Here is a 23,424-nt window from a genome sequence, read left to right on the forward strand (position 1 = left end):
CATTTGACGTGGCGATCACGCGACCGCGCGGGTAAGCCCTTATCGTCATTGCGTGGTGACGGAGGTATTCGGGCATTACGAGCTGCGTGAGTTGCTGGGCCGCGGGGTATGGGGCAGGTTTTTCGGGCTTATGACACCAGCACGGATCGGGTGGTTGCGCTCAAGGTGCTGCCCGCGCATCTGGCCGACGACGCTGAATTTCAGCAGCGGTTCCGGCGCGAGGCGCGCATCGCGGCGAGCTTGAGCGATCCGCACATGGTGCCGATCCACAGCTACGGCGAGATCGACGGGCGGCTCTATGTCGACATGCGGCTGATCGAGGGCCGCGACCTGGCCGCCTACATCGGCGAAAACGGGGGCCGGCTCAACCCCGAACGCGCCGTCGCGGTCGTCGAACAGGTTGCCGCAGCACTGGATACCGCCCACGGAGTCGGGCTGATCCACCGCGACATCAAGCCGTCCAACATCTTGGTGTCGGCCCGCGATTTCGTCTATCTGATCGACTTCGGGCTCGCGCGCACCGCCGCCGACACCGCGCTGACCCACACCGGGCACACGATGGGCACGATGGCCTAAATGGCCCCGGAGCGGTTTCGGGGGATGACGGATCACCGCGCCGATGTCTACGCGCTGGCCTGCGTGCTCTACGAGTGCCTGACCGGACGCCTGCCCTACCCCGGCGACAGCTTTGAAGAGCAGCTCAACGCGCATTTGAACACCGCCGCCGCGGGCCTCGTTCATCGCGCCCGGCGTCCCGCCCGCCCTCGACGACGTGATCGCCCGGGGCATGGCCAAGGACCTCAACCACCGCTACCAAACGGCCATCGAGTTCGCCCAAGCCGCCAAAGCCGCACTGGCAGGCCGCGAAACCGCCGCGACGCCCACCCCACCACCACCACCGCACTACCCACCGACAGCGGCCACCCCGGCGCCCCCGCAAGCCGGGCTCACGCTGAGCCAAGTGGGTGTCTCGCAGATTCAATCGTCGCCACCAAACCCGGAGTCAGGATCTCGGCGTTTGGTCCTCGGGATCGTGGGCCTGTCGGTCCTCACGCTGGTCGCCGTGATCGCCCTGGTCGTTGCCCTGGTGACGCGCAACGGCAGCGACAACCCTGCCAGTAGCACCGAGTCGCGGCCGCGACCCCACGCCAGGGTGCCCGGTAGCTCGCCATCGTCCTCGGCTTCTCCGTCGATCTCCGCTGGGCCATCGGGCGACTACACGAACTTGCTGATCCAGGCGAGCGACATCGGTGCGGATAAGACACTGGGGCCGCCGCAGCAGAATCCCGGCGCTGTGACGGGAGCGGGAGTGACCTTCAGCAACGACGACGGCACCCATACCGTTGACGACCTGCTCATCGTCTTCGCCACTCCGGGAATGGCCGCCCAGGCGGCCAAGGAGCGCCCACCCGCTTTGAGCCAATATGTCACGGGTGCTCCGCAACCATTCGCGGTCGGGACGAACGGAGTGATGGTGGTGGGTTCGTCGCCGGATAACACCAAATCGGTGACGTATGTGGTGTTCGCTGAGGGCAGGGTCGTTGTTGACCTCGAGTTCGACAGTAGGCCCAACGACATCACTCCGCAGGACGTGGTGCTTGACCTGGCTCGCAAGCAAGATGAGGCCATCAAGAATCGAATGCCTAGTTCGTAAAAGTCCGGCGGCAGCTGGGGTTCCGGGCGGACTTCGGCTATCGCTCACTGCCACAACAACTTTCGCACGATTTTGCCGGGGTGTCCCGGTGCGAGTCAGCGGCCAGTTAGCGGATTTCGAGCTTGAGCGCGCGTCCGGCCTCGACCAGCATGGCCGCCGCTGACGGCGAGCGTGCGGGTCGCCGCCGCTGGCGTGACGCCGCGTATCCCACGGTTGCATCTATTGCCGAGCAGCTGAAAGGTGCCGTAGAAATAGCTGCCATGGAACGGAAACAAGCGATGAGTGTGGTACGAACCGTCGGCGTTGGGGTGGCGATCACCGCATTGCTGACCGTCACGACAGGCTGTGGCAAAGACGAAAAGCCAGCTCCCTCATCGTCGACGTCCTCGTCGACCTCCGCCGCGTCGTCGAGTTCGGCGGCACCCTCATCCGCTTCGAGCGCGGCGCCGTCGGGCACCGCGCCGCTCGCCGACTACTCCAACCTGCTGATCACGGCCGCAGACATCGGCGCCGACACCACTTTGGGTCCCCCGGAGCAGAACCCCGGTGGCGCGGCCGGGGTGGCGGTGACCTTCAGCAACACCTCCAAGACCCACACCATCGAGGACCTGCTCATGGTCTTTACCGACCCCGCTGCGGCCGCCGAAGCGGCCAGCAACAAACAGTCGAAGCTCGGCAAATATGTCACCGGTGGTCCCCAGCCGTTCTCGGTCGGGACGAACGGGGTCATCGTCGTCGGCCCGTCGCCCGACAACACCAAATCGGTGACCTACGTAGTGTTCTCCGAAGGAAAGGTTGTCGTCGATCTGGAGTTCGACAGCGGACCCAACGATGCCGCTCCGCAGGACTTCGTGCTGGACGTGGCCAAGAAGCAGGATAACGCGGTCAAGACCCGCATGACCAGCTAGTAAGCCTGGATCACCAGCAGCGCCAGCGACGCTGCTGACAGGCACAGGAACGCGCCGGGAAAGGCGGTGTTGTACAGCACGTGTGCTCTGACGTGAGTCAGCACCGCGCCGACGAAGAAGAGGACCAGGCCGGCCGCGGCCGCGATACCTAACGCCGGCAGACCCACCAGCCCGGCAACCAACCCGACGGCCCCGGCCAGCTTGGTCACCGCCAGCGCCGGTATCCACGAACGGGGCACGCCGACCTCGGCCGAATTTGCCAGGACGAATTTCGCGGGGATCAGGTCGGCGACGGCGATCCCGCCGGTTGCGATCACGGTGATCAGGGTGACCACCAGGTATGCGGCGTGCATGCGAATCACGTTCTCCATCGTTGTATCCGTTGCGTTGCAGCTGTTTCCGCATCGGCGAGCCGCGTGGCTCGTGCGCGCGCTGCGGCGCAGAATCGGTATGGTCATGGTGCTGGTCTCTTTCGCGCAGAGAGTTCGATCGATGCGGTCACCTTCTTGACGACTCCCGTGCGGAAAAGGTGACCGATGACCGAAAACCCGGTGGACCTCGCTGATCTGGCGCAGCGGTTCGACGCCGACCGACCGCACTTGCGGGCGGTGGCCTTTCGGCTGCTCGGCTCGCTCGCGGATGCTGACGACGCGGTGCAGTCCGCCTGGCTGAAGGCCAGTCGCGCAGTCGGCATCGGGGGCATCGTCAACCTGACGGGTTGGTTCACGACGATCACCGCGCATGAGGCGTTCGACCAGCTGCGCGCACGCCGGCGCCGCGCCGAGCAGCCGATGGCCGATCCCGAGGACTTCGACCGGCTGGCCGCCACCGCACCGGCCGACGAGGAGGCGTTGCTGGCCGACTCGGTCGGCAGCGCGATGCTGGTGGTGCTTGATCGTCTCTCGCCCGCACAGCGTGTCGCGTTCGTCCTGCACGATGTTTTCGCCGTGCCGTTCGAGACGATCGGTGACGTGCTGGACCGATCGCCGACGGCCGCGAAGAAGCTGGCGAGTCGGGCGCGAGCGCGCCTGCTCGACGGCTCCCCGACCCGAGCCCGCCGCGTGACCGAGCACCTCGAGGTCACGGAGGCATTTCTGGCCGCATCCCGCGGCGGCGACATCGCCGCGTTACTCGAGCTGCTGGCCCCCGACGTGGTGCGCAGGGTCGATCGCGTGCTGATTCCCGACGACTTCGCGACCGAGGTGCGCGGGGCTCGCGAGGTCGCCGAGGAGACGCGTCACTTCGCCCGGCGCGCCCGGGCCGGCGTGGTCATGCTGATCGACGGTGTCCCCGGCATCGTGATCGCGCCGCGCGGGCGCGCGCAGATCCTGCTGCAGCTCGGCGTCGGCGCTGACCACCGTATCCATACCATCGACATCACCGCCGACGTCGACCGCGTGCGCCGGGCGGCTCTTGCGTTGCCGGGGTGGGCGTCTCAGGCAGATACCAGTCCCATCGGGTACCAAGGACAGGGAACACGGCTGGGAGGGCCGACGGAGACGGGGCGAGAACGGGAGCACGATGCTCGATAAGCCGTTCGGGCGGCGGAGCTTGATGCGGGGCGCTGGCGTGCTTACCGCGGCGGCTTTGGCGCCGTGGCCCGGCGGGTGTGCTTCCGACGACGACGCGTTGACGTTCTTCTTCGCAGCCAACCCGGACGAGGCCGCCGCGCGACTGCGTGTCGTGGCCGAATTCGAACGCCGCCATCCCGACATCAAGGTGCGGGCGGTGCGGTCCGGGCCGGGAGTGATGCAGCAGCTGTCCACGTTTTGCGCCGGCGGCAAATGTCCCGATGTGCTGCAGGCGTGGGATCTGAGCTATGTCGAGTTGGCCGCCCGGGGAGTGTTGCAAGATCTGAACGACCCCTTGGCGCGCGATCAAGGCTTCGCCACTGCATTGAAGGCGGACAGCGTTGGGCCGCTGTACGACACGTTCGCCTACGACGGGAAGCAATCGGCTTTCCCCGAACAGTGGTCCGGAAATTTCTTGTTTTACAACAAGCAGCTCTTTACCGATGCCGGCGTGGCGCCTCCGCCCACGGCCTGGGGCACGACATGGACGTTCGCCGAATTCCTGGACGCGGCCCGGGCGTTGACCAAGCGGGACGGATCGGGACGGGTCACGCAGTGGGGTTTCGTCAACACCTTCGTCTCGTACTATTCGGCGGGGTTGTTCGCCCTCAACAACGGCGTGCCGTGGTCGACACCGCGCCGGAATCCGACCCACTTCAATTTCGACAATCCGGCGTTCATGGAGGCGGTGCAGTTCTACGCCGACCTGGCCAACAAACACAAGGTGGCACCCAACGCTTCCGAGGTGCAGTCGATGTCGACGCCGGATCTGTTCGCGGCAGGTAGGGCGGCGATGGCGCTGGGGGGTCACTGGCGATACCAGACCTTTATCAGCGCCCAGGGGCTGGATTTCGACGTAGCTCCATTGCCGGTAGGGCCCGCCCTGCCCCGCGGGCACAGCGCCTGCTCCAATATCGGCACCACCGGACTTGCGATCTCGGCGAGCAGCCGCCACCAGGAGCAGGCATGGCAATTCGTCAAGTTTGCCTGCGGCCCCGTCGGCCAGGCGATCATTGCCGAATCCAGCCTTTTCGTGCCGGTGTTGCGGTCAGTGCTTGCATCGGACGGATTCGCCAAGGCACACACGAGGATTCGTAACCTCGCGGTGCTCACCGAAGGGCCGTCCTATTCCGAGGGCCTACCCATCACCCCGGCATGGGAAAAGATCGTCGCGCTGATGGACCGCAACATGGGACCCGTCTTGCGCGGATCTCAACCCGCGACGTCGCTGAAAGGGCTGTCGGACGCAGTTGACGAGGTGCTACGAAACCCATGACATCGCTGAACGAATCGTCGGTACTGTCCTCGGCCACCGCGAAAAGCCGCCCCCAGGGTCCGTATCCGTCCCGGCGACGAGCCTGGGCGGGACGCATGTTCGTCGCACCGAACCTGGCGGCGGTCGCGGTGTTCATGCTCTTCCCGCTCGGGTTTTCGCTGTACATGAGTTTTCAGCAGTGGGACGTGTTCGGGTCACCCAAGTTCGTGGGGTTGAAAAACTTCGAAGGCCTGTTCACGTCCGACCCGTTGTTCCTGATCGCCATCCGCAACACCGTGGTCTTCACCGTCGGAACGGTCGTACCCACCGTGGTGATCAGTCTCATCGTTGCTGGTGTGCTGAATCGAAAGGCCAAGGGAATAGCCATTGTTCGGACCATCGTCTTTATGCCCTTGGCGATCTCGTCGGTGGTGCTGGCGGTTGTCTGGCAGTTCGTCTTCAATACCGACAACGGGCTGCTCAACATCATGCTCGGCTGGGCGGGGATCGATCCGGTCCCGTGGCTTGTCGACCCGGATTGGGCGATGGCATCGCTCTGCGTGGTCGCCGTGTGGCGCAGCGTGCCGTTCGCGACCGTTATCCTGCTTGCCGCGATGCAAGGAGTGCCACAAACCGTATACGAGGCAGCCAAAATTGACGGCGCCGGCGAGATACGGCAGTTCTGGTCCATCACCGTGCCACTGATCCGCGGCTCGGTGTCGCTTGTCGTCGTCATTTCAATCATCCACGCGTTCCAGGCGTTTGACATGGTCTACGTTCTCAACGGTGCCAATGGCGGTCCGGAGACGTCGACCTACGTGCTGGGCATCATGTTGTTCCAGCACGCCTTCTCCTTCCTGGAATTCGGGTACGCCTCGGCGCTGGCATGGGTGATGTTCGCTACCTTGCTGGTGCTGACCGTGGTCCAGTTGCGGCTGACGCATCGGCGATCTTGGGAGGCTTCTCGTGGCCTTAGCTGAGGGAGTGTTCAAGCGCAGCGCTATTCGCGCCGTGGTGGTGTACGCAGCGTTGATCACCATCGCCTGGTGCTGGCTTTTCCCGGTCGCCTGGGCGGTGTCGGGTTCGTTGAAGAGGGAAGGCGAGATCAGCGAGCCGAAGCTGCTGCCGTCCCACCCGCGGTGGTCGAACTACGCCGAGGTTTTCCACGTAATGCCGTTCTGGCGAATGTTTTTCAACACCGTGCTGTACGCCGGATGCGTGACGGCCGGGCAGGTTTTCTTCTGCTCACTGGCCGGATATGCGTTTGCGCGACTGCGATTCCGTGGCCGCGATACGCTGTTCGTGCTGTACCTCGGGACGCTGATGGTGCCGCTGACCGTGACGGTGATTCCGCAGTTCATCCTGATGCGGACGGTGGGATGGGTCAATACACCGTGGGCGATGATCGTGCCTGGGTTGTTCGGTAGCGCGTTCGGGACCTACCTGATGCGGCAGTTCTTCCAAACGCTGCCGGGCGATCTCGAGGAGGCCGCGATTCTCGACGGTTGTTCGCCATGGCAGATCTACTGGAGGATTCTGTTGCCGCATGCCAGGCCCGCCGTAATGGTGCTAGCCGTGCTCACCTGGGTCAACGTCTGGAACGACTTTCTGTGGCCGCTGTTGATGATTCAGCGCAACAATCTGGCCACGCTGACGCTCGGGCTGGTGCGGCTGCGGGGGGAGTACGTTGCCCGCTGGCCGGTCATCATGGCGGCCTCGATCATTATCATGGTGCCGTTGGTGATCATCTACGCGGTGGCACAGCGTTCCTTCGTGAGGGGCATCGCCGTGACCGGGCTGGGTGGTTGAGGCGTGGCTTCAGTCAGCTGGGAACAAGCGACGCGACAATTCCCGGGCACGGACCGCCCGGCCCTGGACGGTCTCGACTTGGTCGTCGGTGACGGCGAATTCGTCGTTCTGGTCGGACCATCGGGATGTGGCAAGACGACCTCGCTGCGGATGGTGGCGGGCTTGGAGACGCTGGACTCCGGATGCGTGCGCATCGGTGAGCGCGACGTCACCCATGTCGATCCGAAGGATCGTGACGTGGCGATGGTGTTCCAGAACTACGCCCTGTACCCGCACATGACGGTCGCGCAGAACATGGGCTTCGCGTTGAAGATCGCGAAGACCCCGAAAGCCGAGATCTACGACCGGGTTCTCGCCGCGGCGAAACTGCTTGATCTTGAACCATATCTGGATCGCAAACCCAAAGACCTCTCCGGCGGGCAACGCCAGCGGGTGGCGATGGGACGCGCGATCGTGCGGCGCCCGCAAGTGTTCCTGATGGACGAGCCGTTGTCCAATCTCGACGCCAAACTGCGGGTGCAGACGCGCAATCAGATCGCGGCGCTGCAACGGCGGCTGGGGACGACGACCGTATACGTCACCCACGACCAGGTCGAGGCCATGACTATGGGAGACCGCGTGGCGGTCCTGCGCGACGGCGTGCTGCAGCAGTTCGCGGCGCCACGCGAGCTGTACCGCAATCCGGCGAATGTCTTCGTGGCCGGATTCATCGGGTCGCCGGCAATGAACCTGTTCACGTTGCCGATCGTCGATTCTGCCGTGTCGCTGGGGGATTGGCCGATCCAGCTACCGCGTGAGATCGCCGACACCGCCAACCAAATCGTGGTCGGGGTCCGGCCCGAGCATTTCGAGCTGGGTGGTCTCGGCGTCGAGATGGAAGTCGACGTCGTCGAGGAGCTGGGCGCCGACGCCTACCTGTACGGCCGAATCACCGGCTCCGCGAAGGCAATGGCCTCCGACGTCGTCGCCCGCGCCGACGGCCGCAATCCGCCCCAGAAGGGCAGCCGGGTGCGGCTGCACCCGGAAGTCGGGCATTTGCACTTCTTCGGGGTCGACGGGGGCCGCATCTCAGTTTGACGTCGCTTCCAACCGCCGGCCGACGTCTACCCGTCGAGTTGGGGCCATCGCTCTCACGTATAGAATACAGACGATAATATATGATCGTCGAATGACGCGACCGCAGTGCTAGTCAGTATCGATTCGCGAACGAATAGATGCGATTGTGGCCGACGTCGACGCGAATCTAACTGCCAGGTATCCGGGCGACCTTCGATGCGGATCACAGCCGATTCACACCGTTTACGTCAGCGCGGCCGAAGGGCGCGCTGATCTCGTTGAGTTGTGGGGACATCGGGCGCGGAGCCTGGCCGAGGTTCATCTGGATCTGCTGACAGAACTGGATACTCATGGCGTACTACCGAGCGTGCTCAACGTGTTGGCAGACAGGCCGATACAGGACCTGCGTCTGGACTTCGAAGACGGCTATCCCAATCGTTCCGACAGGGGCGAAGACCGTGACGCGCGTTCGGCAGGAGCCATCCTGGCAGCGTTTGCATCCGGTACCGGTGCTGTCGCGTGCGGCATTCGCATCAAAGGCATTACCTCTGCCGAGTTTCGGCGCAGCCTGCGAACGCTGGAGCTCGTCTTGGATGGCGCCGGTGGTCTACCTAAGGGTTTCGTCTTCACGATCCCTAAACTTCGTGCCGAACAACAGGTTCGGGCCGCGGTATTGCTCTGCGAAGAACTTGAGTCGGCGCATGGGCTGCCGGAAGGGTCCATGCGCTTCGAGCTGCAGATTGAAAGCCCGCAAGCGGTGATCGCCGCCGATGGCACGATACTTGTTGCAAAAGCAATCGGAATATCTGAGTCACGTTGCAGTGCACTGCATTACGGTGCATACGACTATAGTGCCGCTTGCGGTATCGCCTCGCCTTTTCAGTCATTGGATCACCCGATTGCCCATCATGCGAAAGCCGTGATGTCGGTCGCGGCCGCGCAAACCGGGGTGTGGGTATGTGACGGCTCTACCCAGGTGGTGCCTGAGGGGTCTTACCAGCACCAGCAGACCGCATTGCGACACCATTACGACCTGGTGACCCAGTCGCTGTCCCGGGGCTACTACCAGGGCTGGGACCTGCACCCTGGCCACTTGATTACCCGATGGCTGCAACATTTGGCTTCTACCGCAGCATCTTGGAAACCGCGGCGCCCCGGTTAGAGGCGTACCTGCATCGTAAGAGGGGGGCGGTGATCGACGAGCCGGCAACTGCGGCCGCATTGGCGTCCAGCGTCATACGCGGGATGGGTTGCGGGGCGTTCAGCAAAGATGACATAACCGAACTGGCGCCCAATTGCGACTCCGACACTCTGCTTCGCTTGCTGGAACGTCGGATCGAGCGGTCATGATCGCGCAGTTTGATCCCGAGTCGCTCCCGGGTTTCACGGCGCTACCCGACCTGGCGCTGCGTTCCCTGGGCGGGGCAGTGATCTGGGCTAGCGACGAGTTCTTCGCGGAAAAAGAGAAACTGATCGTTGCGGAGCCGGCGGTCTATCGAACAGCCACTTTCGGTCATAAGGGGCAAATCTATGACGGATGGGAAACGCGCAGGCGCCGCGATCACGGCTACGACCAGGCGATAGTACGTCTGGGGGTTCCTGGTGTTGTCCGGGGAGTGGTGGTCGACACCGCCTGGTTCAAGGGCAACTACCCTCCGGAGGTATCCGTGGAGGCGACGGTGGTTGATGGCTACCCCCCGGCTGCAGTTATTGCGGCACATAGCAAGTGGGAGTATCTGCTACCCCGCGTGAAGGTATCGGGTGACACTCAGAACTTTTTCGAGGTCAGTTCAGACAAGCGGTGGACCCACGTGCGGCTCAACATCTACCCGGATGGTGGGGTTGCCCGCTTCCGGGTGCACGGCGAAGGCCGCCCCGATCGGAGGTTGCTTGGCCTGGGAGCTTTTGATCTGGCTGCCTTGGAGAATGGTGGGCTGATAACCGGCTGCTCCAATCGCTTCTACAGCGCGCCCCAAAACCTGTTGTTTCCAGGTAGTGCCCGTGTGATGGGCGAGGGCTGGGAGACTGCGCGGCGCCGTGACGGCGGCAACGACTGGGTGCAGGTGCGACTCGCTGGTGAGGGTGTGGTCCGGGTCGCCGAGATCGACACGTCGCATTTCCTTGGCAACAGCCCCGCGCAGGCCGCTCTGACCGGTCGTGGTCCATCGCGCACTTGGGTGCCCTTGCTGGCTCGCACGGATCTCCTGCCCGACACCCGGCATCGATTCGAAGTAACCGGTTCTTACCCGGTCACCGAGGTGCGGCTTGATATCTACCCCGACGGCGGCCTGGCCAGGCTACGGCTGTTCGGCGAATTAACCGCAGCTGGACGCAGCAATGTCGAACGTTACTGGGGATAGTGCGGGCGCCGTGACGGAAACGGTTCGCGACATGATCGGCTATGGGCCGACGCCCCCCGACCCGCAGTGGCCGGGCAACGCCCACATCGCGGTCCAGTTCGTACTCAATTACGAAGAGGGCGCTGAGAGCAACGTGCTTGACGGGTCGGCGGGCTCGGAAACGTTTCTGTCCGAAATGGTTCCGGTCGAAGCGTTTCCGAACAGGCACATGAGTATGGAATCGCTGTACGAATACGGATCGCGGGCCGGGTTGTGGCGAGTATTGCGGGTATTCGAACGGCGAGAGCTGCCATTGACCATCTTCGCTGTCGCCCGGGCGATGCAGCGCAATGGCGAAGCGGTCGCTGCGTTCCGCGAGTTGGGTCATGAGATTGCCTGTCACGGGTTGGCATGGCAGTCCTACCAACTGATCCCACCCGAGGTCGAGCGTGAACACATGGCGCAGGCTGTCGAAATCTTGCGGGAATTGACTGGGGCGGCCCCACTTGGCTGGTACACCGGCCGTGACTCCCCGCAGACCCGGCAGTTGCTGGTCGAACACGGCGGGTTTCTCTACGACTCAGACTCATACGCCGACGACTTGCCGTATTGGATGCCGATGGTGGACCGCGGCATCCGTATCGACCACTTGGTGGTTCCGTACACGTTGGACACCAATGATATGCGGTTTGCCTCCCCGGCCGGATTTGCTAGCGGTGAACAGTTTTTTGTACATCTACGTGACGCATTCGACTGCCTCTATGCAGAAGGGCAGGCAGGCGCCGCCAAAATGCTGTCGGTCGGCCTGCACTGCAGGTTGGTGGGTCGCCCGGCACGAACAGTCGCGTTAGAACGCTTCCTCGACCACGTGCAATCGCACTCGGATGTTTGGATCACCAAACGTATTGATATCGCCAATCATTGGCGGCGTGTGCATCCGCCATGCGACGGGTCTCGGCTGTGAAACTGCCAACCACAAGGAGGTTCTCAAGCCGATGCGGGTAACTGAGACCGTCACTAAGAACGCATCGCCCGGGACCGCTGCCGGTGCCGGCGACTTGGTACACACCGCGGACGATCCGAATGCGAGAGGACCGGTTAAGCCGGGCTACGATCCGCGCCTAACCAACGGGGACTTGGTGCCGCTGCCCGAGCAAAAGTGGGGCTCATATCAGATCTTCGCGTTCTGGATGTCGGACGTGCACAGCGTGGGCGGCTACGTTACCGCGGGTAGCTTGTTCACCTTGGGCTTGTCGAGTTGGCAGGTGCTGGCTTGCCTGGTGACCGGCATCGCTATCGTCAACGTGCTGTGCAATCTCGTGGCCAAGCCCAGTCAACGGGCGGCGGTACCCTATGCAGTGATCTGCCGCAGTGTTTTTGGTGTGCGGGGCGCAAATATCCCGGCGTTCATCCGCGGGTTGGTCGCGACGGCGTGGTACGGCATACAGACCTACCTGGCATCGTCAGCGTTGAATATTGTGCTGCTGAAGCTCTTTCCAGCGCTTGCCGCGATCGATGACCTACGTGGGCACGGCTTTGTGGGGCTGCCGTTGCTGGGTTGGATCAGCTTTATGGTGTTGTGGAGCATGCAAGCTGCGGTCTTTTGGCGCGGCATGGAATCCATCCGCCGGTTCATTGACTTCTGTGGACCCGCGGTATACGTCGTGATGGTGCTGTTGTGTGCATACCTTCTCTACCGGTCGCATTGGCACGTCGGATTCGATCTGGGTGGCACGAAGAACGGAAGCACCGTTGCGGTAATGGCTGGAGCCGTCGCGCTGGTGGTGTCCTACTTCTCCGGTCCGATGCTCAATTTCGGTGACTTCTCCCGCTACGGAAGCAGTTTTTACGCGGTGCGGAAGGGCAATTTCCTGGGGTTGCCGGTGAACTTTCTAGTGTTCACGCTACTCGTGCTTTTCACCACGGCAGCCACGGTGCCGGTCTTCGGTGAACTAATCACCGACCCGGTGCAGACTGTTGCGCGCATCGATAGCACCACGGCAATCGTGTTGGGTGCGTTGACCTTCACGATCGCCACTATCGGTATCAACATCGTCGCCAACTTCATCAGTCCGGCGTTCGATTTCTCCAATATCCGCCCACAGCTGATCAGCTGGCGTGCCGGTGGCATGATCGCCGCGATCGGTTCGGTGCTCATCACGCCGTGGAACCTCTACAACAACCCGGAGGTCATCCACTACACCCTGGAGTCGTTGGGAGCGTTCATCGGTCCGCTGTTCGGCGTTCTCATCGCACACTACTACCTGGTGCACAAGCAGAAGATAGTCGTTGACGACTTATTTTCGATGAGCGCCGACGCGACGTATTGGTACCGCAAGGGGTACAACCCCGCGGCGCTGGTGGCCACTGTGCTCGGTGCGATCGCCTCTATCATTCCGGTGCTGGCCAACAACATTGGCGGAGTCCATGCGCTCGCCCAATACAGTTGGTTCGTTGGAGCTGGGCTAGCTCTCGGGGTCTACTACGTGCTGGCCACTCGCGGCAACCTGAAGGTGCCGTCCCCGTCATGAGTCGAATCTGGTTGATCAATCCGAACAGTACCCGCGAAATGACTCAGCGCATTGCGGCCTGCGCCCAGGCAGTGGCCGGCACCGATACTGAAATAACCGGCATCACATCGCAATCCGGCCCGCCTTCGATCCAGAGCTACCGCGATAGCGGGATGAGCGTCGCCGGTGTCCTGGCTGCGGTGGCCGACGGTGAGCGCAACGGTGTCGACGGCTATGTGCTGGCCTGCTTCGGTGACCCCGGCTTAGACGGCGCTCGCGAAATTGCCAGGGGGCCGGTGACTGGCATCGCTGAAGCTGCCATGCAAACAGCGAGTCACCTTGGACGCGGGTTCAGCGTCGTAACTTCCCTTGCCCGCACGATCGGGCAGTCTATTGATCTTGCGGAACGTTATGGAATGCAACGGTTCTGCCGTGGAGTCCATGCCTGTGATATCCCCGTGTTGGCCTTGGACGGTGCAGCGGATGCATGCGCAAGGGTGACCGAGGTCTGCCGAGAGGCTCTGCGATCCGATGGTTCTGATGTCATCGTCCTCGGGTGCGCAGGGATGGCGGAGATGTGTACGCCGATTGCCACGGAGCTTGGAATCCCCGTCGTCGACGGCGTCACAACTGCGACCTTGACCGTGCAATCATTGATCACTCTCGGGTTGGGCACCTCCAAGTATGGCGGGTACGCGTACCCGCCAGGTATTGCACAAGCTAGTAATAGAATGATATGTTCCGCCGGAACATATATGATCAACCAAGCTCCTGGTTGCGTGCGGAGCCTTTCTTCTGAGGTGTGAAAAGCCGTGTTAGACAAGCGGTGTTAAGGGCGAGCCGCAGCTGTGACGCGCGCTTCGCTGGGTGTGGATCCGTGGTGGTGGTGACGCGTCGCTTACCTAATTGAAACGTTGAGAAGCGGACCTGTAGCAATAGTCTCCTAGGGTTACTGTTCATATCGGTTGATATAGCGCATATTTCGTTCAATCGCGCGCTGCACCGACTGAACTGACAAGGAGATCATGGACTTCTATTTGCTACCGCCGGAGATTAACTCGGCGAGAATTGTTGCGGGCCCGGGAGCGGCGCCGATGTTCGCCGCGTCGCTGGCGTGGCGGGGGATTGCTGAGCAGTTGCGGTCTGCGGCGGCTTCTCATCGTGCGACGGTCAGGACTCTCATTGACGTTGCGTGGCAGGGGCCTTCAGCGGTTGCGATGGCTGCCGCGGCGGCGTCCCTAGTGCTGTGGATGGACACCGCTGCAACTGGTGCTGAGGAGACCGCTACAGCGGCCGCGAGTGCGGCGGCGGCGTATCAGACGGCGGTGACGGAAATGGTTCCTCCCGAAGCGATTACGGATAATCGGGTGCGGCTGGCCGCATTGGTTGCGGGCAACCTGCTGGGTCAAAACGCGGCGGCGATCGCCGCGACAAGCATTGAGTACGAAGAGATGTGGGCTCAGGATATTGTCGCGATGTCGGGCTATGCGCAAACTTCGCTGGCGGCTACGCAGCTGACTCCGTTCGAGACACCGCGCCACGTGGTTGATCCAAGCAAGTTGGCGGATCGCGCTCTGAAGGACGCCAAAGACACAGAGCCCCAAAAGCATCCGATTTGGTGGCTGATGAATACGAACTTCGTTGACGCCGCGATCGGATCCGCGGCTTATACGCCGGGGGCCACGGTGGGACCCTTTTTTGGCCTGATGGGCAGCATCGCGAGTATTGCTGGGGTGATGCAAGCCGAGGGTGCTCCGGCATTGGCTAATCCGTTGGCGGGGGTGCCGGCCCTTGGTGGGTTGGGACGTCTGGGGGTGGCGGCCGGTTTGGGGCAGGCGGGCAGGCTCGGTCGGATATCGGTGCCGCCAAGCTGGGCTAACGCCGCGGCAGTGACGCAACCGTTGGCGTCGGCATTAGGGAAGACACCACTGGTTAGCCCCGGGTCGATGACGGCTGCAGGACTGCCTCCCGCTCCCTTGAGTGGGCTCGGTGGCCACGGTTGCAAGAGTTGCAGTGCTCCGAAGTATGGATTCAGGCCGCTGGTAATGGCGCGCCCACATGACGCCGGCTCGGACGATTGGCAACCGTTACCGCGCGTTGCGACTGCCACGTCGCAACCCGGCCTCGCCGATTGGCACGGGTCTAGCTCCGGGCACAACCGATCGCATCGAGCCGATGCTCAACGCGCTTGATGTCGTCAAACGAGGGCATCGCGTTGGTGATCCGAAAGATTGCGACTCCGATATCGACGGAGCTGACCGGGGCCGGCCGCCGGTCCACGAATTCGCGTGTGATGGTCACGATTTCGTCATCGGTCACCCGGCGGCGCAGCAGCGCCACCAGCGGCAGATATCCGGTCGCCGGCATACCGGTCGGGTAGCCGGCGCGCAGAAACGCGACAGCCCTCGACGCCAGATCCGTCATCCCCATGACTCCACCTCGTTAACCGCAGCGCGTGAAGCGCTCCCAGTAAGGTAGCAGTGACCACGTCGTTTGTGCGTAAGGCAACGTATTCCTAACACAGATGATTTAGATCTTTGCGAATCATTGACGCCCGCCCGCGCCGCATCCCGGGCGCGCCGATCACGAATTTTGGCCGCCAGCGTTCCTAGTATTGCCGCGTGACGGATCGCTACGGAACCGACGTCCTGGCCACCGGACGGCGCAAACCGCGCTCGACTGAACATCCCGCTGACCTGGGTCTCGTCGTCGAGGACGCCGAGACCGGTTACGTGGGCGCGGTCGTCAGGGTCGAGTACGGACGGGTCGACCTGGAGGATCGGCACGGCCACGTCCGTGGCTTTCCGCTGGGTCCCGGTTACCTGCTAGAGGGCCGTCCGGTGATCCTCACCGAGCCGCGCCGGGCGCCGGCTGCTGCCGGCCGTACCGCCTCGGGTTCCGTTGCGGTACCGGGTGCGCGCGCCCGAGTCGCGCGCGCCAGCCGGATCTACGTCGAGGGCCGCCACGACGCGGAACTCATCGCGCAGGTCTGGGGTGATGACCTGCGCATCGAGGGTGTGGTCGTCGAGCACCTCGGTGGCGTAGACGACCTGGTGGGCATCGTGGCGGAGTTCGCTCCCGGGCCGGGGCGTCGACTCGGTGTGCTCGTCGATCACCTTGTCTCGGGATCGAAAGAGGCACGGATCGCCGAGGCCGTGCGCCGGGGGCCAGGCGGGCCCGACACCCTGGTCGTCGGACACCCCTACGTCGACATCTGGCAGGCGGTAAAGCCGCAGCGGCTCGGCCTGGCCGCCTGGCCCGAGGTGCCGCGGCACATCGAATGGAAGCACGGCGTCTGCCAGGCACTTCGCCTCCCGCACGCCAGCCAGGCCGACATCGCCCGGGCGTGGCAGCGCATCCGGTCGCGGGTGCGCGATTGGAACGACCTGGAACCCGCGCTGATCAGCAAGGTCGAAGAACTCATCGACTTCGTGACCGAGCCCGGCCGCTGACCTACTTCGGCCCGGTTGACCGGCTGGGAAGAGCCGGCGCCGCGGAGCGGAGCCGCTCCGGCCATCACCGGCGAGCAGGGCTTATTCGCGGCAGAAAGTTAGGGTAGGCTAAGTCGAACGTCGTGATCCACGGGATGGGAATCGGACGCATGCAGGGCGTATTCGGCGTTTTCCTCGGCACATTCCTCATCGGCCTGCGCGAAGGCCTGGAGGCGACGCTCATCGTGAGCATCGTGGCCGCCTTCCTCAAGCGGAATGCGCAGTCGACCCGTCCGATGCTCGCCGGCGTGGCCTTGGCGGTGCTGATCAGCGTCGCGGCCGGCATCGGCCTGGATCTCTTCTCTGCGACGTTGCCACAGGCCCAGCAGGAGATGATGGAGACCGTCATCAACGCCATCGCCGTGGTGTTTGTGACGTCGATGATCATCTGGATGAACCGCAACGCCATGCGGCTCAAGGGCGAACTCGAGCGCGAAACCCAACAGGCGCTCAACCGCGGCGGTGCGCTGGCGCTCGTGGTGATGGCGTTTCTTGCCGTCCTGAAGGAGGGCTTCGAGACCGCGGTGTTCCTGCTGGCGGCCGCGCAGACTTCGCACGGCAACCGGTGGTTCGCCGTGCTGGGCGGCGCGCTGGGGATCGGGGCGGCGATCCTGCTCGGCATCGGCCTGTACTTCGGCGGCCTGAAGCTCAATCTCGGCCGCTTCTTCCGGGTGACCGGCGTGTTTTTGGTGCTGATCGCCGCCGGATTGGTACTGGGGGCACTGCGTACCGCACACGAGGCGGGCTGGGTAACGATCGGCCAGCAGCAGGTGCTTGACTTCTCCGCCTGGATACTTAGTCAGTCCGTGCTCGGCGCGCTGCTCGCCGGGGTGTTCGGCATACCCACCGACCCCCGCCTGATCGAGGTGCTGGGCTGGTTGCTCTACGCGGTTCCGGTGCTCGTCGTCTTCCTGTGGCCCGCCCCCTTTGCCGCGACGCCGCGAACCCGCTGCCGGCACCGCACCGGCCACGCGGATTCGGACCGTCACCGACCGGGCCGACCACACCGCGCAGGTGTGGATGACGACCGGACCGCACGGACGCGAGCTGGCGGTCGCCCCGGGGGACACCTCGACCGTCCGTAGCATCCCGCTCGTCCCGGCCGGCGACCAAACCGTGGACGGCTTGCCGGTGCAGGAATGGCAGGCCTCGGAGATCGCAGCCGACGGAGCGCCGGCGGTCACGCTGGAACAGTTGCTCGGCATGACGGGCGGCCGGCTGCCGGTCGGTCTCGCCGCCGCCCGCACCCCGGGCCCCTTCCTGGGGCAGTGGACGACGACCACCGCGTATACCGTGCTCACCGAAGGCGATTCCGTGGTCAGTGCGCACGCGACGAGCAACCGGACGGCGCTGCTGACCGGCGGTGGGCTGTCCGGAGCCAAGACCGTCAGCCTGGGCGCGCTACCGACGGACTGGTCCACCTCGGATACCGAAGACCACGCGACCGCCGCGGCGATCGTCGCGAGCCACCGCAACCGTGGGGAGAGCCAGCTGTGGCGTGTCTGGCTTCCGCTGGTACTGGCCTGCTTTGCGCTGGCTGGTGCTATTAGCGCCATAATCTCGATGCGCAGCGACGCGCGAGCCGAACAGGAGAGGAATGCGAGTGATAGCGAATCGCACCGCCAGGGCAAGGTTGCGGTCTCGTGAATTCTGGCTGACCGCACCGGTTTTGGTGGCGGTCACCGCGCTGGCCGCGACCGCCTGCAGCCACTCGAATGGCTCGTCGAGCCCGTCGACATCTGGGCAGGCCGGTCAACCCGGCGCACCCAAGGCGGTCAGGGTCACGATGGCCAACAGCGGCGGAAAAGACGGTTGCGCGCTGGACACCACCAGCGTGCCGGCCGGACCGGTGACCTTCACCGTGGTCAACACCAGCGCGCCGGGCATCACCGAAGTGGAGCTGCTGCGCGACCAGCGCATCGTCGGGGAGAAGGAGAACCTCGCGCCCGGCCTGGATCCGGTGTCGTTCACCATCACCCTGGACGGCGGTGCGTACCAGCTGTATTGCCCCGGTGCGAGCGCCGAATATCAAACCCTGACGGTGACGGGCCAGGCCCCGGCCGGGCCGAACGGCACGATGGCGAGCATCCTCAGTCAGGGCACCAAGGACTACGCGACCTACATCGTCGCTCAGATCGGTCAGCTCGGCGACGGCGTCAAGGCACTCGATGCGACGATACAGTCGGGCAACCTCGACGGCGCCAAGGCGGCCTACGCCAAAGCCCGATTGTTCTACGAGCGTGCGGAATCGAGTGTCGAGGGTCCACTCCCGTCGACGCCAAGGTCGGGTGGAAGGGCTTCCACGCCATCGAGCGCGACCTCTGGCAAGGCGGCGCGATCACACCGAGCACCAAGGCCTTGAGCATCGAATTGGTCGCTAACGTCGGCAAATTGAAGGATGTGGTCGCTGGCCTGCAGTACAAGCCCGAGGATCTGGCCAACGGCGCCAGCGATTTGATCGAAGAGGTGCAGAACACCAAGATCACCGGCGAGGAAGAGGCGTTCAGTCACATTGACCTGGTCGACTTTTCGGGCAACGTCGAAGGCGCGCAACAGGCTTACGCCTCGCTGCGGCCGGGGCTGGAGAAGATCGACGCCAACCTGGTCAATCAGATCGATCAGCAGTTCCGGGCGGTGCTCACGGTGCTGGACGGCTACCGGGACCCGTCGGCACTGGGCGGGTACCGGACCTACACCCCCGCGCTACAGGCCAGCGACGCACCGAAACTGACCGCGGTGATCCAGCCGCTGCACCAGAGCCTGTCGACCGTCGCGCAAAAAGTGGTCTCGCCCAACTGACGATGGCTGACGACGAGCTGGCCGAACCCGCCGGCGGCGCTGAGACGCCGCCAGATTCCGCATCGGTATCGCGGCGGCGGATGCTCGGCGGGGCGATGCTGGCTGGTCTCACCGGGACGGCGGTCGGCGCCGTCGGCGGCGGGTTCGCCGGCTATGCGTCGGCCGCGGCGCACCACGGCAGCCCAGGCGATGGTGACGATACCGTGGACATGCGCCGTAGCTATCCCTTCTACGGACAGGTCCATCAAGGCGGAATCGCCACGCTCCCACAGCGTTACGCCGTCTTTATGTCGTTCTCGCTGGCGCCGGCCGCCGGTCGCGCCGATCTGCAGGCACTGCTGGCGCGCTGGTCGGCGGCGGTCGCGGTGCTCCAACAGGGCAAGCCCGTCGGCAACGTCCAGCCGCAGGTCGAGGTGCAGCCTCCCACCGACACCGGGGAGGCCTACGGGCTCAGCCCCGCCAGTCTCACCGTCACGATCGGGCTGGGGCCGTCCCTGTTCGCTGATCGGTTCGGACTTGCCGCGCGGCGCCCCGCGGTATTCACCGATCTGCCCGCGCTCAACGGGGACAACCTGGATCCGCGGCTGCACGGCGGCGACCTGTCGGTGCAAGCCTGCGCCGACGACCCGCAGGTCTGCTACCACGCCGTGCGAAACCTGGCCCGTCTCGGCCGCAACATCGTGTCGCCGTTCTGGGCGGTGCTGGGCTTCGGACGAGCCTCCGCCGGTCCCGGTCAGCAGACCCCACGAAACCTGTTGGGGTTCAAGGACGGTACCCGCAACGTCAGCACCGAAGCGGAGTACGGGCGGTTCGTCTGGGTCGACAACAGCGACCAACCGTGGATGAACGGCGGAACCTATCAGGTCGTCCGCAAGATCCGGATGCTGCTCGAGACGTGGGATGTCGACCGGATCGGCAATCAGCAGAAGATCTTCGGCCGCACCAAGCAAGAGGGGGCGCCGCTGAGCGGGAAGGCCGAATTCGACACGCCGAACTTCACCGCCACCGGCCCGAACGGTGAACCGCTGATCGATCCGTTGTCACATGTCGGCCTGGCTGCGCGGGAAAACAACAACGGCATCATGATCCGGCGCCGCTCGTACAACTACACCGACGGCCTGGACCCGAATGGCCAACTCAACGCGGGATTGCTGTTCATCTCCTATCAAAAAGATCCGCAAGATTTTATCCGTTTGCAGAACCGGCTCGGCGCCAATGATCTCCTCAACGAGTACATCCGTCACATCGGATCAGCAATCTTCGCGGTGCCGCCCGCGCCGGTGGAAGGCCACTACATAGCGCAAACACTGTTCGGCTGAGCAAATCTCGCCGGCGCCAGGCGGGCGCCGGAGGCCGCGGCGTTTCAGGCGTGTGATGTCTCGTGTCGCCCGGGTAAACGAATCCGGCCCGCCGTCACGCGTCGGTGCCCGCCGAGCACTAACGACATGAAGACCACTGTCAGCGAGAAAACGGAGGACCTCTATGACCGACGCGCTCGTCATCGACGCGGAAGGGCTCGACCGGCTGTCCTGTAACGCCAAGGCCGATCCCACCACCGGCAAGAAGACCCTGAAGGCCAGGACCGTGTGCGAGGCCGGCTTTCGTAATATGACCTACGTGCGCGACCTCGCGCCGCTGCTCGTCGGTGAGCCACCCGCCCTGCTCGGTGACGACTCAGCGCCCAATCCTTCCGAGACCGCCCTGGCCGCCCTGGGCTCCTGCATCTCGGTCGGCCTGTTGGCCAACGCTACTCACCGCGGCGTGACACTGACCAAAATCGAGGTGGAGATGGAAGGCGACATCGACATTTCCGCGGTGTGGGGAGTCGGCGATACCCCCGACGGCAAGGTGCTTGGCTTCACCGCGGTCCGGTGCAAGGTGGCGTTGGCCGGAGACACCGACGACGAGACGCTCAAGCAAATCCACGACAACGCCATCGCCTGGTCGCCCGTGGTGAACTCGTTCCGCCGCCCGGCCAGCGTCGACTCGACTCTCGTCGTCGACTAATCCGGGCACCACACCGAACAGGAGATCCTGCCGTGACCGCAACCGCGGATACCGCCGTCGAGCGGCTAGACCCAGAGCTACTGGCGGACATTCGAGCCCACGCCAGCGCGCTGGACCGCGGCGAGGAAACCTCGCGCCGCAGCTTCACCAGTCTGGCCGCCGCCGGCCTGCTTGGCCTCGGCGCCCCGGGAAACACCGATGGGCTACTGCCGCAGATGGCCGACATCATCGGCCTAATCTCCGGCGAGTGCATGAGCACCGGATTCTCGGTGTGGGCCCATCGGATGGCCGTGGAGTATCTGCTCAGGGCCGCAACACCATTCAGCCTCGCGACGGCCCGGCCGTTGCTCGCCGGGACCACGCTGGGAGTGACCGGAATGGCGTCGGCGTTCAAGGAGGCGGCCGGCTGCGGCAGCCTGGATCTGACCGCGGAAACGGTCGACGGCGACTACCGGCTGAGCGGCTCGATCAGGTGGGCGAGCAACCTCTACCCCGACTCGACGATGGTGACCGCGGCGCGCACCGAGGCGGGCGAAAGGTTGATCGTGGCTCTTCCGCTGGATACCCCTGGCGTCGTCCTCGGCGATCACTTCGACCTGTTGGCCCTGGGGAGCACCGCGTCGTCGTATCTGAAATTGGAGAACGCAGGTGTGGGTTCAGAACAGGTGCTGTCCACAGACTTCGAGGCGTTTCTGCAGGCGGTGCGACCGACATTTCTCGTTCTGCAGTCGGCGATGTGCCTGGGGCTGACCAGGACCACCGTCGAGCAGAGCAAGCTCGGGCTCACCGGCGTCAACTCGGTGTTCACCGCCGACGTCGACGCGATCGCGGACAAGCTCGCGGCGGCGGAGGCGAGGTTGGCCACATTGGCGAGTGCGGTCGGCGGGGCGAACTCGCCGACCAAGAAGGAGTTGCTGTCGCTGCGCCTCGAAGCCGCCGAATTATCCAGTGCCAGCGCAGATTTAGAGATCCGCACCGCCGGTGGCAAGGGGTATGCGAGCCGGACTGCGGCCAGCCGTCGCTACCGGGAGGCGGCGTTCATCCCGGTGCAGTCGCCGTCGGAGGCACAACTGCGCTGGGAACTAGGACGATGCGCTTGAGTTCGGGCCGGCGGTGAGTCCGGTGGCGATGCCACCGGAGGATACCGCGCATCTGGTCGGCGGGATTCCGCTGGCGAACCTGGTTCGCGATTTTCACCGGCCGATGGTGAATTTCGCTCGCACGATGGTGGATTCGGCGCCGGTAGCCGAAGAAGCGGTGCAGGAGGCATGGGTGCAGGTCCTGCAGTCGTCGGGTTCGTTCGAAGGCCGCTCTTCCGTGGGCACCTGGTTGTTCGGAATCGTCAAGAACACCGCCTCGCGGCACCGGCGCCACGAGTCGCGGATCCGCGACCACGAGGTGCTGTCCGCCGCCGAGGCCGACCCGCTGTCGGGCCGGATGCATCCGGCCGGGCACCCCGACGCCGGGCATTGGAGTCTCCCGCCGTCGCGGCGCTTCCTTCCCGAGGACCGCACTGTGGCCCAGGAGCTGATCGGCTATGTGCGGGCGGCGCTGGACGCGCTGCCCGAACGGCAACGCCAACTCGTCATCCTGCGAGATCTCGTTGGAACTCCGGCCGAAGGGGCCGCGGAGATTCTCGGCCTCTCCGCGGAGGGCCAGCGTGCGCTTCTGTACCGCGCCCGGGGCAACCTTCGCAATGAACTAGAGAAGTGGTACCGGCAATGACCCTCCACGACAACACAGTTCCCGCGATCGACTGCGTCGACTTCGTCCGGCTGGTCGACGACTTGGTCGACTCGGATCCGGCGCGGTGGGGCCCGATCGTGGCCAAGCATCTCGACGAATGCCCGCCGTGTCTGATGTATCTGCAACAGATGGTCGACCTCAAGGTCCTGCTCAACCACGTCTTCGAGGGGGAGAGACTCACCGACGAGCACGTCGCGGGGGTCGTCAAGGCGATCAACGACTTCAAACGACACCAACACGGATGAGAATCCAGACGCGCCATTGGGGTTTGCGCAGGAT

Annotated in this window: 21 protein-coding genes and 3 pseudogenes; 22 read left to right on the plus strand and 2 right to left on the minus strand. The window is 64.2% G+C overall.

What is annotated here, in order from left to right; all coding sequences use genetic code 11:
- Positions 1 to 52: 52 nt before the first annotated feature.
- A pseudogene (locus G6N54_RS30105) lies at positions 53 to 856 on the plus strand (serine/threonine-protein kinase); the annotation flags it as partial.
- A 1,076-nt stretch (positions 857 to 1,932) separates the two neighbouring features.
- Complete coding sequence (locus G6N54_RS01860) at positions 1,933 to 2,562, plus strand: hypothetical protein (RefSeq protein WP_163788341.1); 630 nt, start codon at positions 1,933 to 1,935, stop codon at positions 2,560 to 2,562.
- On the opposite strand, the gene G6N54_RS01865 is transcribed toward G6N54_RS01860, so the two are convergent.
- Positions 2,559 to 2,915, minus strand: a complete 357-nt coding sequence (locus G6N54_RS01865) for a DoxX family protein (RefSeq protein WP_163794421.1) — start codon at positions 2,913 to 2,915, stop codon at positions 2,559 to 2,561. The genes G6N54_RS01860 and G6N54_RS01865 overlap by 4 nt on opposite strands.
- A 183-nt stretch (positions 2,916 to 3,098) precedes the next feature.
- Here G6N54_RS01865 and G6N54_RS01870 point away from each other — a divergent pair, with 183 nt between their 5' ends.
- The 11 genes and pseudogenes from G6N54_RS01870 (at position 3,099) to G6N54_RS01920 (ending at position 15,294) form a co-directional block, all read left to right on the plus strand.
- Entirely contained in the window at positions 3,099 to 4,094 is a 996-nt protein-coding gene (locus tag G6N54_RS01870; protein ID WP_163788342.1) for a sigma-70 family RNA polymerase sigma factor, read from the plus strand.
- On the plus strand, positions 4,084 to 5,409 hold the full coding sequence (locus G6N54_RS01875; RefSeq protein ID WP_163788343.1) for an ABC transporter substrate-binding protein: 1,326 nt from the start codon (positions 4,084 to 4,086) through the stop codon (positions 5,407 to 5,409). Before G6N54_RS01870 ends, G6N54_RS01875 begins: the two co-directional genes overlap by 11 nt.
- A gap of 95 nt (positions 5,410 to 5,504) precedes the next feature.
- Positions 5,505 to 6,368 (plus strand): carbohydrate ABC transporter permease, encoded by an 864-nt coding sequence (locus G6N54_RS01880; protein ID WP_232073713.1) that lies wholly within the window; start codon positions 5,505 to 5,507, stop codon positions 6,366 to 6,368.
- Complete coding sequence (locus tag G6N54_RS01885; RefSeq protein ID WP_163788345.1) at positions 6,355 to 7,197, plus strand: carbohydrate ABC transporter permease; 843 nt, start codon at positions 6,355 to 6,357, stop codon at positions 7,195 to 7,197. Before G6N54_RS01880 ends, G6N54_RS01885 begins: the two co-directional genes overlap by 14 nt.
- Before the next feature lie 3 nt (positions 7,198 to 7,200).
- Positions 7,201 to 8,274, plus strand: a complete 1,074-nt coding sequence (locus tag G6N54_RS01890) for an ABC transporter ATP-binding protein (RefSeq protein WP_163788346.1) — start codon at positions 7,201 to 7,203, stop codon at positions 8,272 to 8,274.
- Positions 8,275 to 8,395: 121 nt separating this feature from the next.
- A pseudogene (locus G6N54_RS01895) lies at positions 8,396 to 9,603 on the plus strand (DUF6986 family protein).
- Positions 9,600 to 10,613, plus strand: a complete 1,014-nt coding sequence (gene alc, locus G6N54_RS01900) for an allantoicase (protein ID WP_163788347.1) — start codon at positions 9,600 to 9,602, stop codon at positions 10,611 to 10,613. The pseudogene G6N54_RS01895 and the gene alc overlap by 4 nt, the downstream one beginning before the upstream one ends.
- Positions 10,591 to 11,556 carry an allantoinase PuuE gene (gene puuE / locus G6N54_RS01905; RefSeq protein ID WP_308207246.1) on the plus strand — a complete coding sequence of 322 codons (966 nt, stop codon included), beginning with the start codon at positions 10,591 to 10,593 and terminating at the stop codon, positions 11,554 to 11,556. The genes alc and puuE overlap by 23 nt, the downstream gene beginning before the upstream one ends.
- A gap of 31 nt (positions 11,557 to 11,587) precedes the next feature.
- Positions 11,588 to 13,123 carry an NCS1 family nucleobase:cation symporter-1 gene (locus G6N54_RS01910; RefSeq protein WP_163788348.1) on the plus strand — a complete coding sequence of 512 codons (1,536 nt, stop codon included), beginning with the start codon at positions 11,588 to 11,590 and terminating at the stop codon, positions 13,121 to 13,123.
- Complete coding sequence (locus G6N54_RS01915) at positions 13,120 to 13,908, plus strand: aspartate/glutamate racemase family protein (protein WP_163788349.1); 789 nt, start codon at positions 13,120 to 13,122, stop codon at positions 13,906 to 13,908. The genes G6N54_RS01910 and G6N54_RS01915 overlap by 4 nt, the downstream gene beginning before the upstream one ends.
- A 219-nt stretch (positions 13,909 to 14,127) precedes the next feature.
- Positions 14,128 to 15,294, plus strand: a complete 1,167-nt coding sequence (locus tag G6N54_RS01920; RefSeq protein ID WP_163788350.1) for a PPE family protein — start codon at positions 14,128 to 14,130, stop codon at positions 15,292 to 15,294.
- Here G6N54_RS01920 and G6N54_RS01925 read toward each other — a convergent pair.
- Positions 15,245 to 15,532 carry a DUF3349 domain-containing protein gene (locus G6N54_RS01925; RefSeq protein ID WP_163788351.1) on the minus strand — a complete coding sequence of 96 codons (288 nt, stop codon included), beginning with the start codon at positions 15,530 to 15,532 and terminating at the stop codon, positions 15,245 to 15,247. The genes G6N54_RS01920 and G6N54_RS01925 overlap by 50 nt on opposite strands.
- A gap of 191 nt (positions 15,533 to 15,723) precedes the next feature.
- On the opposite strand from G6N54_RS01925, the gene G6N54_RS01930 reads away from it, so the two are divergent.
- The 9 genes and pseudogenes from G6N54_RS01930 (at position 15,724) to G6N54_RS01965 (ending at position 23,390) form a co-directional block, all read left to right on the plus strand.
- A complete protein-coding gene (locus tag G6N54_RS01930) occupies positions 15,724 to 16,554 on the plus strand; it encodes a DUF3097 domain-containing protein (protein ID WP_163788352.1) in 831 nt (276 codons plus the stop codon).
- Between the two features lie 149 nt (positions 16,555 to 16,703).
- Positions 16,704 to 17,678 carry an iron uptake transporter permease EfeU gene (efeU, locus tag G6N54_RS31460; RefSeq protein ID WP_232073236.1) on the plus strand — a complete coding sequence of 325 codons (975 nt, stop codon included), beginning with the start codon at positions 16,704 to 16,706 and terminating at the stop codon, positions 17,676 to 17,678.
- A complete protein-coding gene (locus tag G6N54_RS31465) occupies positions 17,614 to 18,240 on the plus strand; it encodes a hypothetical protein (RefSeq protein WP_232073244.1) in 627 nt (208 codons plus the stop codon). Before efeU ends, G6N54_RS31465 begins: the two co-directional genes overlap by 65 nt.
- A 139-nt stretch (positions 18,241 to 18,379) precedes the next feature.
- Positions 18,380 to 19,392 (plus strand): annotated as a pseudogene (gene efeO / locus G6N54_RS01940) (iron uptake system protein EfeO).
- Between the two features lie 2 nt (positions 19,393 to 19,394).
- Positions 19,395 to 20,711 carry an iron uptake transporter deferrochelatase/peroxidase subunit gene (gene efeB / locus G6N54_RS01945; protein WP_163788353.1) on the plus strand — a complete coding sequence of 439 codons (1,317 nt, stop codon included), beginning with the start codon at positions 19,395 to 19,397 and terminating at the stop codon, positions 20,709 to 20,711.
- A gap of 163 nt (positions 20,712 to 20,874) precedes the next feature.
- A complete protein-coding gene (locus G6N54_RS01950) occupies positions 20,875 to 21,399 on the plus strand; it encodes an OsmC family protein (protein ID WP_163788354.1) in 525 nt (174 codons plus the stop codon).
- 32 nt (positions 21,400 to 21,431) lie between these two features.
- The gene (locus tag G6N54_RS01955) at positions 21,432 to 22,499 is read left to right on the plus strand and encodes an acyl-CoA dehydrogenase family protein (protein ID WP_163788355.1); all 1,068 of its coding nucleotides are present in this window, start codon (positions 21,432 to 21,434) and stop codon (positions 22,497 to 22,499) included.
- Positions 22,500 to 22,527: 28 nt separating this feature from the next.
- Entirely contained in the window at positions 22,528 to 23,124 is a 597-nt protein-coding gene (locus G6N54_RS01960; RefSeq protein WP_163794425.1) for an RNA polymerase sigma factor, read from the plus strand.
- Positions 23,121 to 23,390 carry a hypothetical protein gene (locus G6N54_RS01965; protein WP_163788356.1) on the plus strand — a complete coding sequence of 90 codons (270 nt, stop codon included), beginning with the start codon at positions 23,121 to 23,123 and terminating at the stop codon, positions 23,388 to 23,390. Before G6N54_RS01960 ends, G6N54_RS01965 begins: the two co-directional genes overlap by 4 nt.
- Positions 23,391 to 23,424: the final 34 nt, after the last annotated feature.

Source organism: Mycobacterium stomatepiae, from assembly GCF_010731715.1.
GTDB lineage: Bacteria > Actinomycetota > Actinomycetes > Mycobacteriales > Mycobacteriaceae > Mycobacterium > Mycobacterium stomatepiae.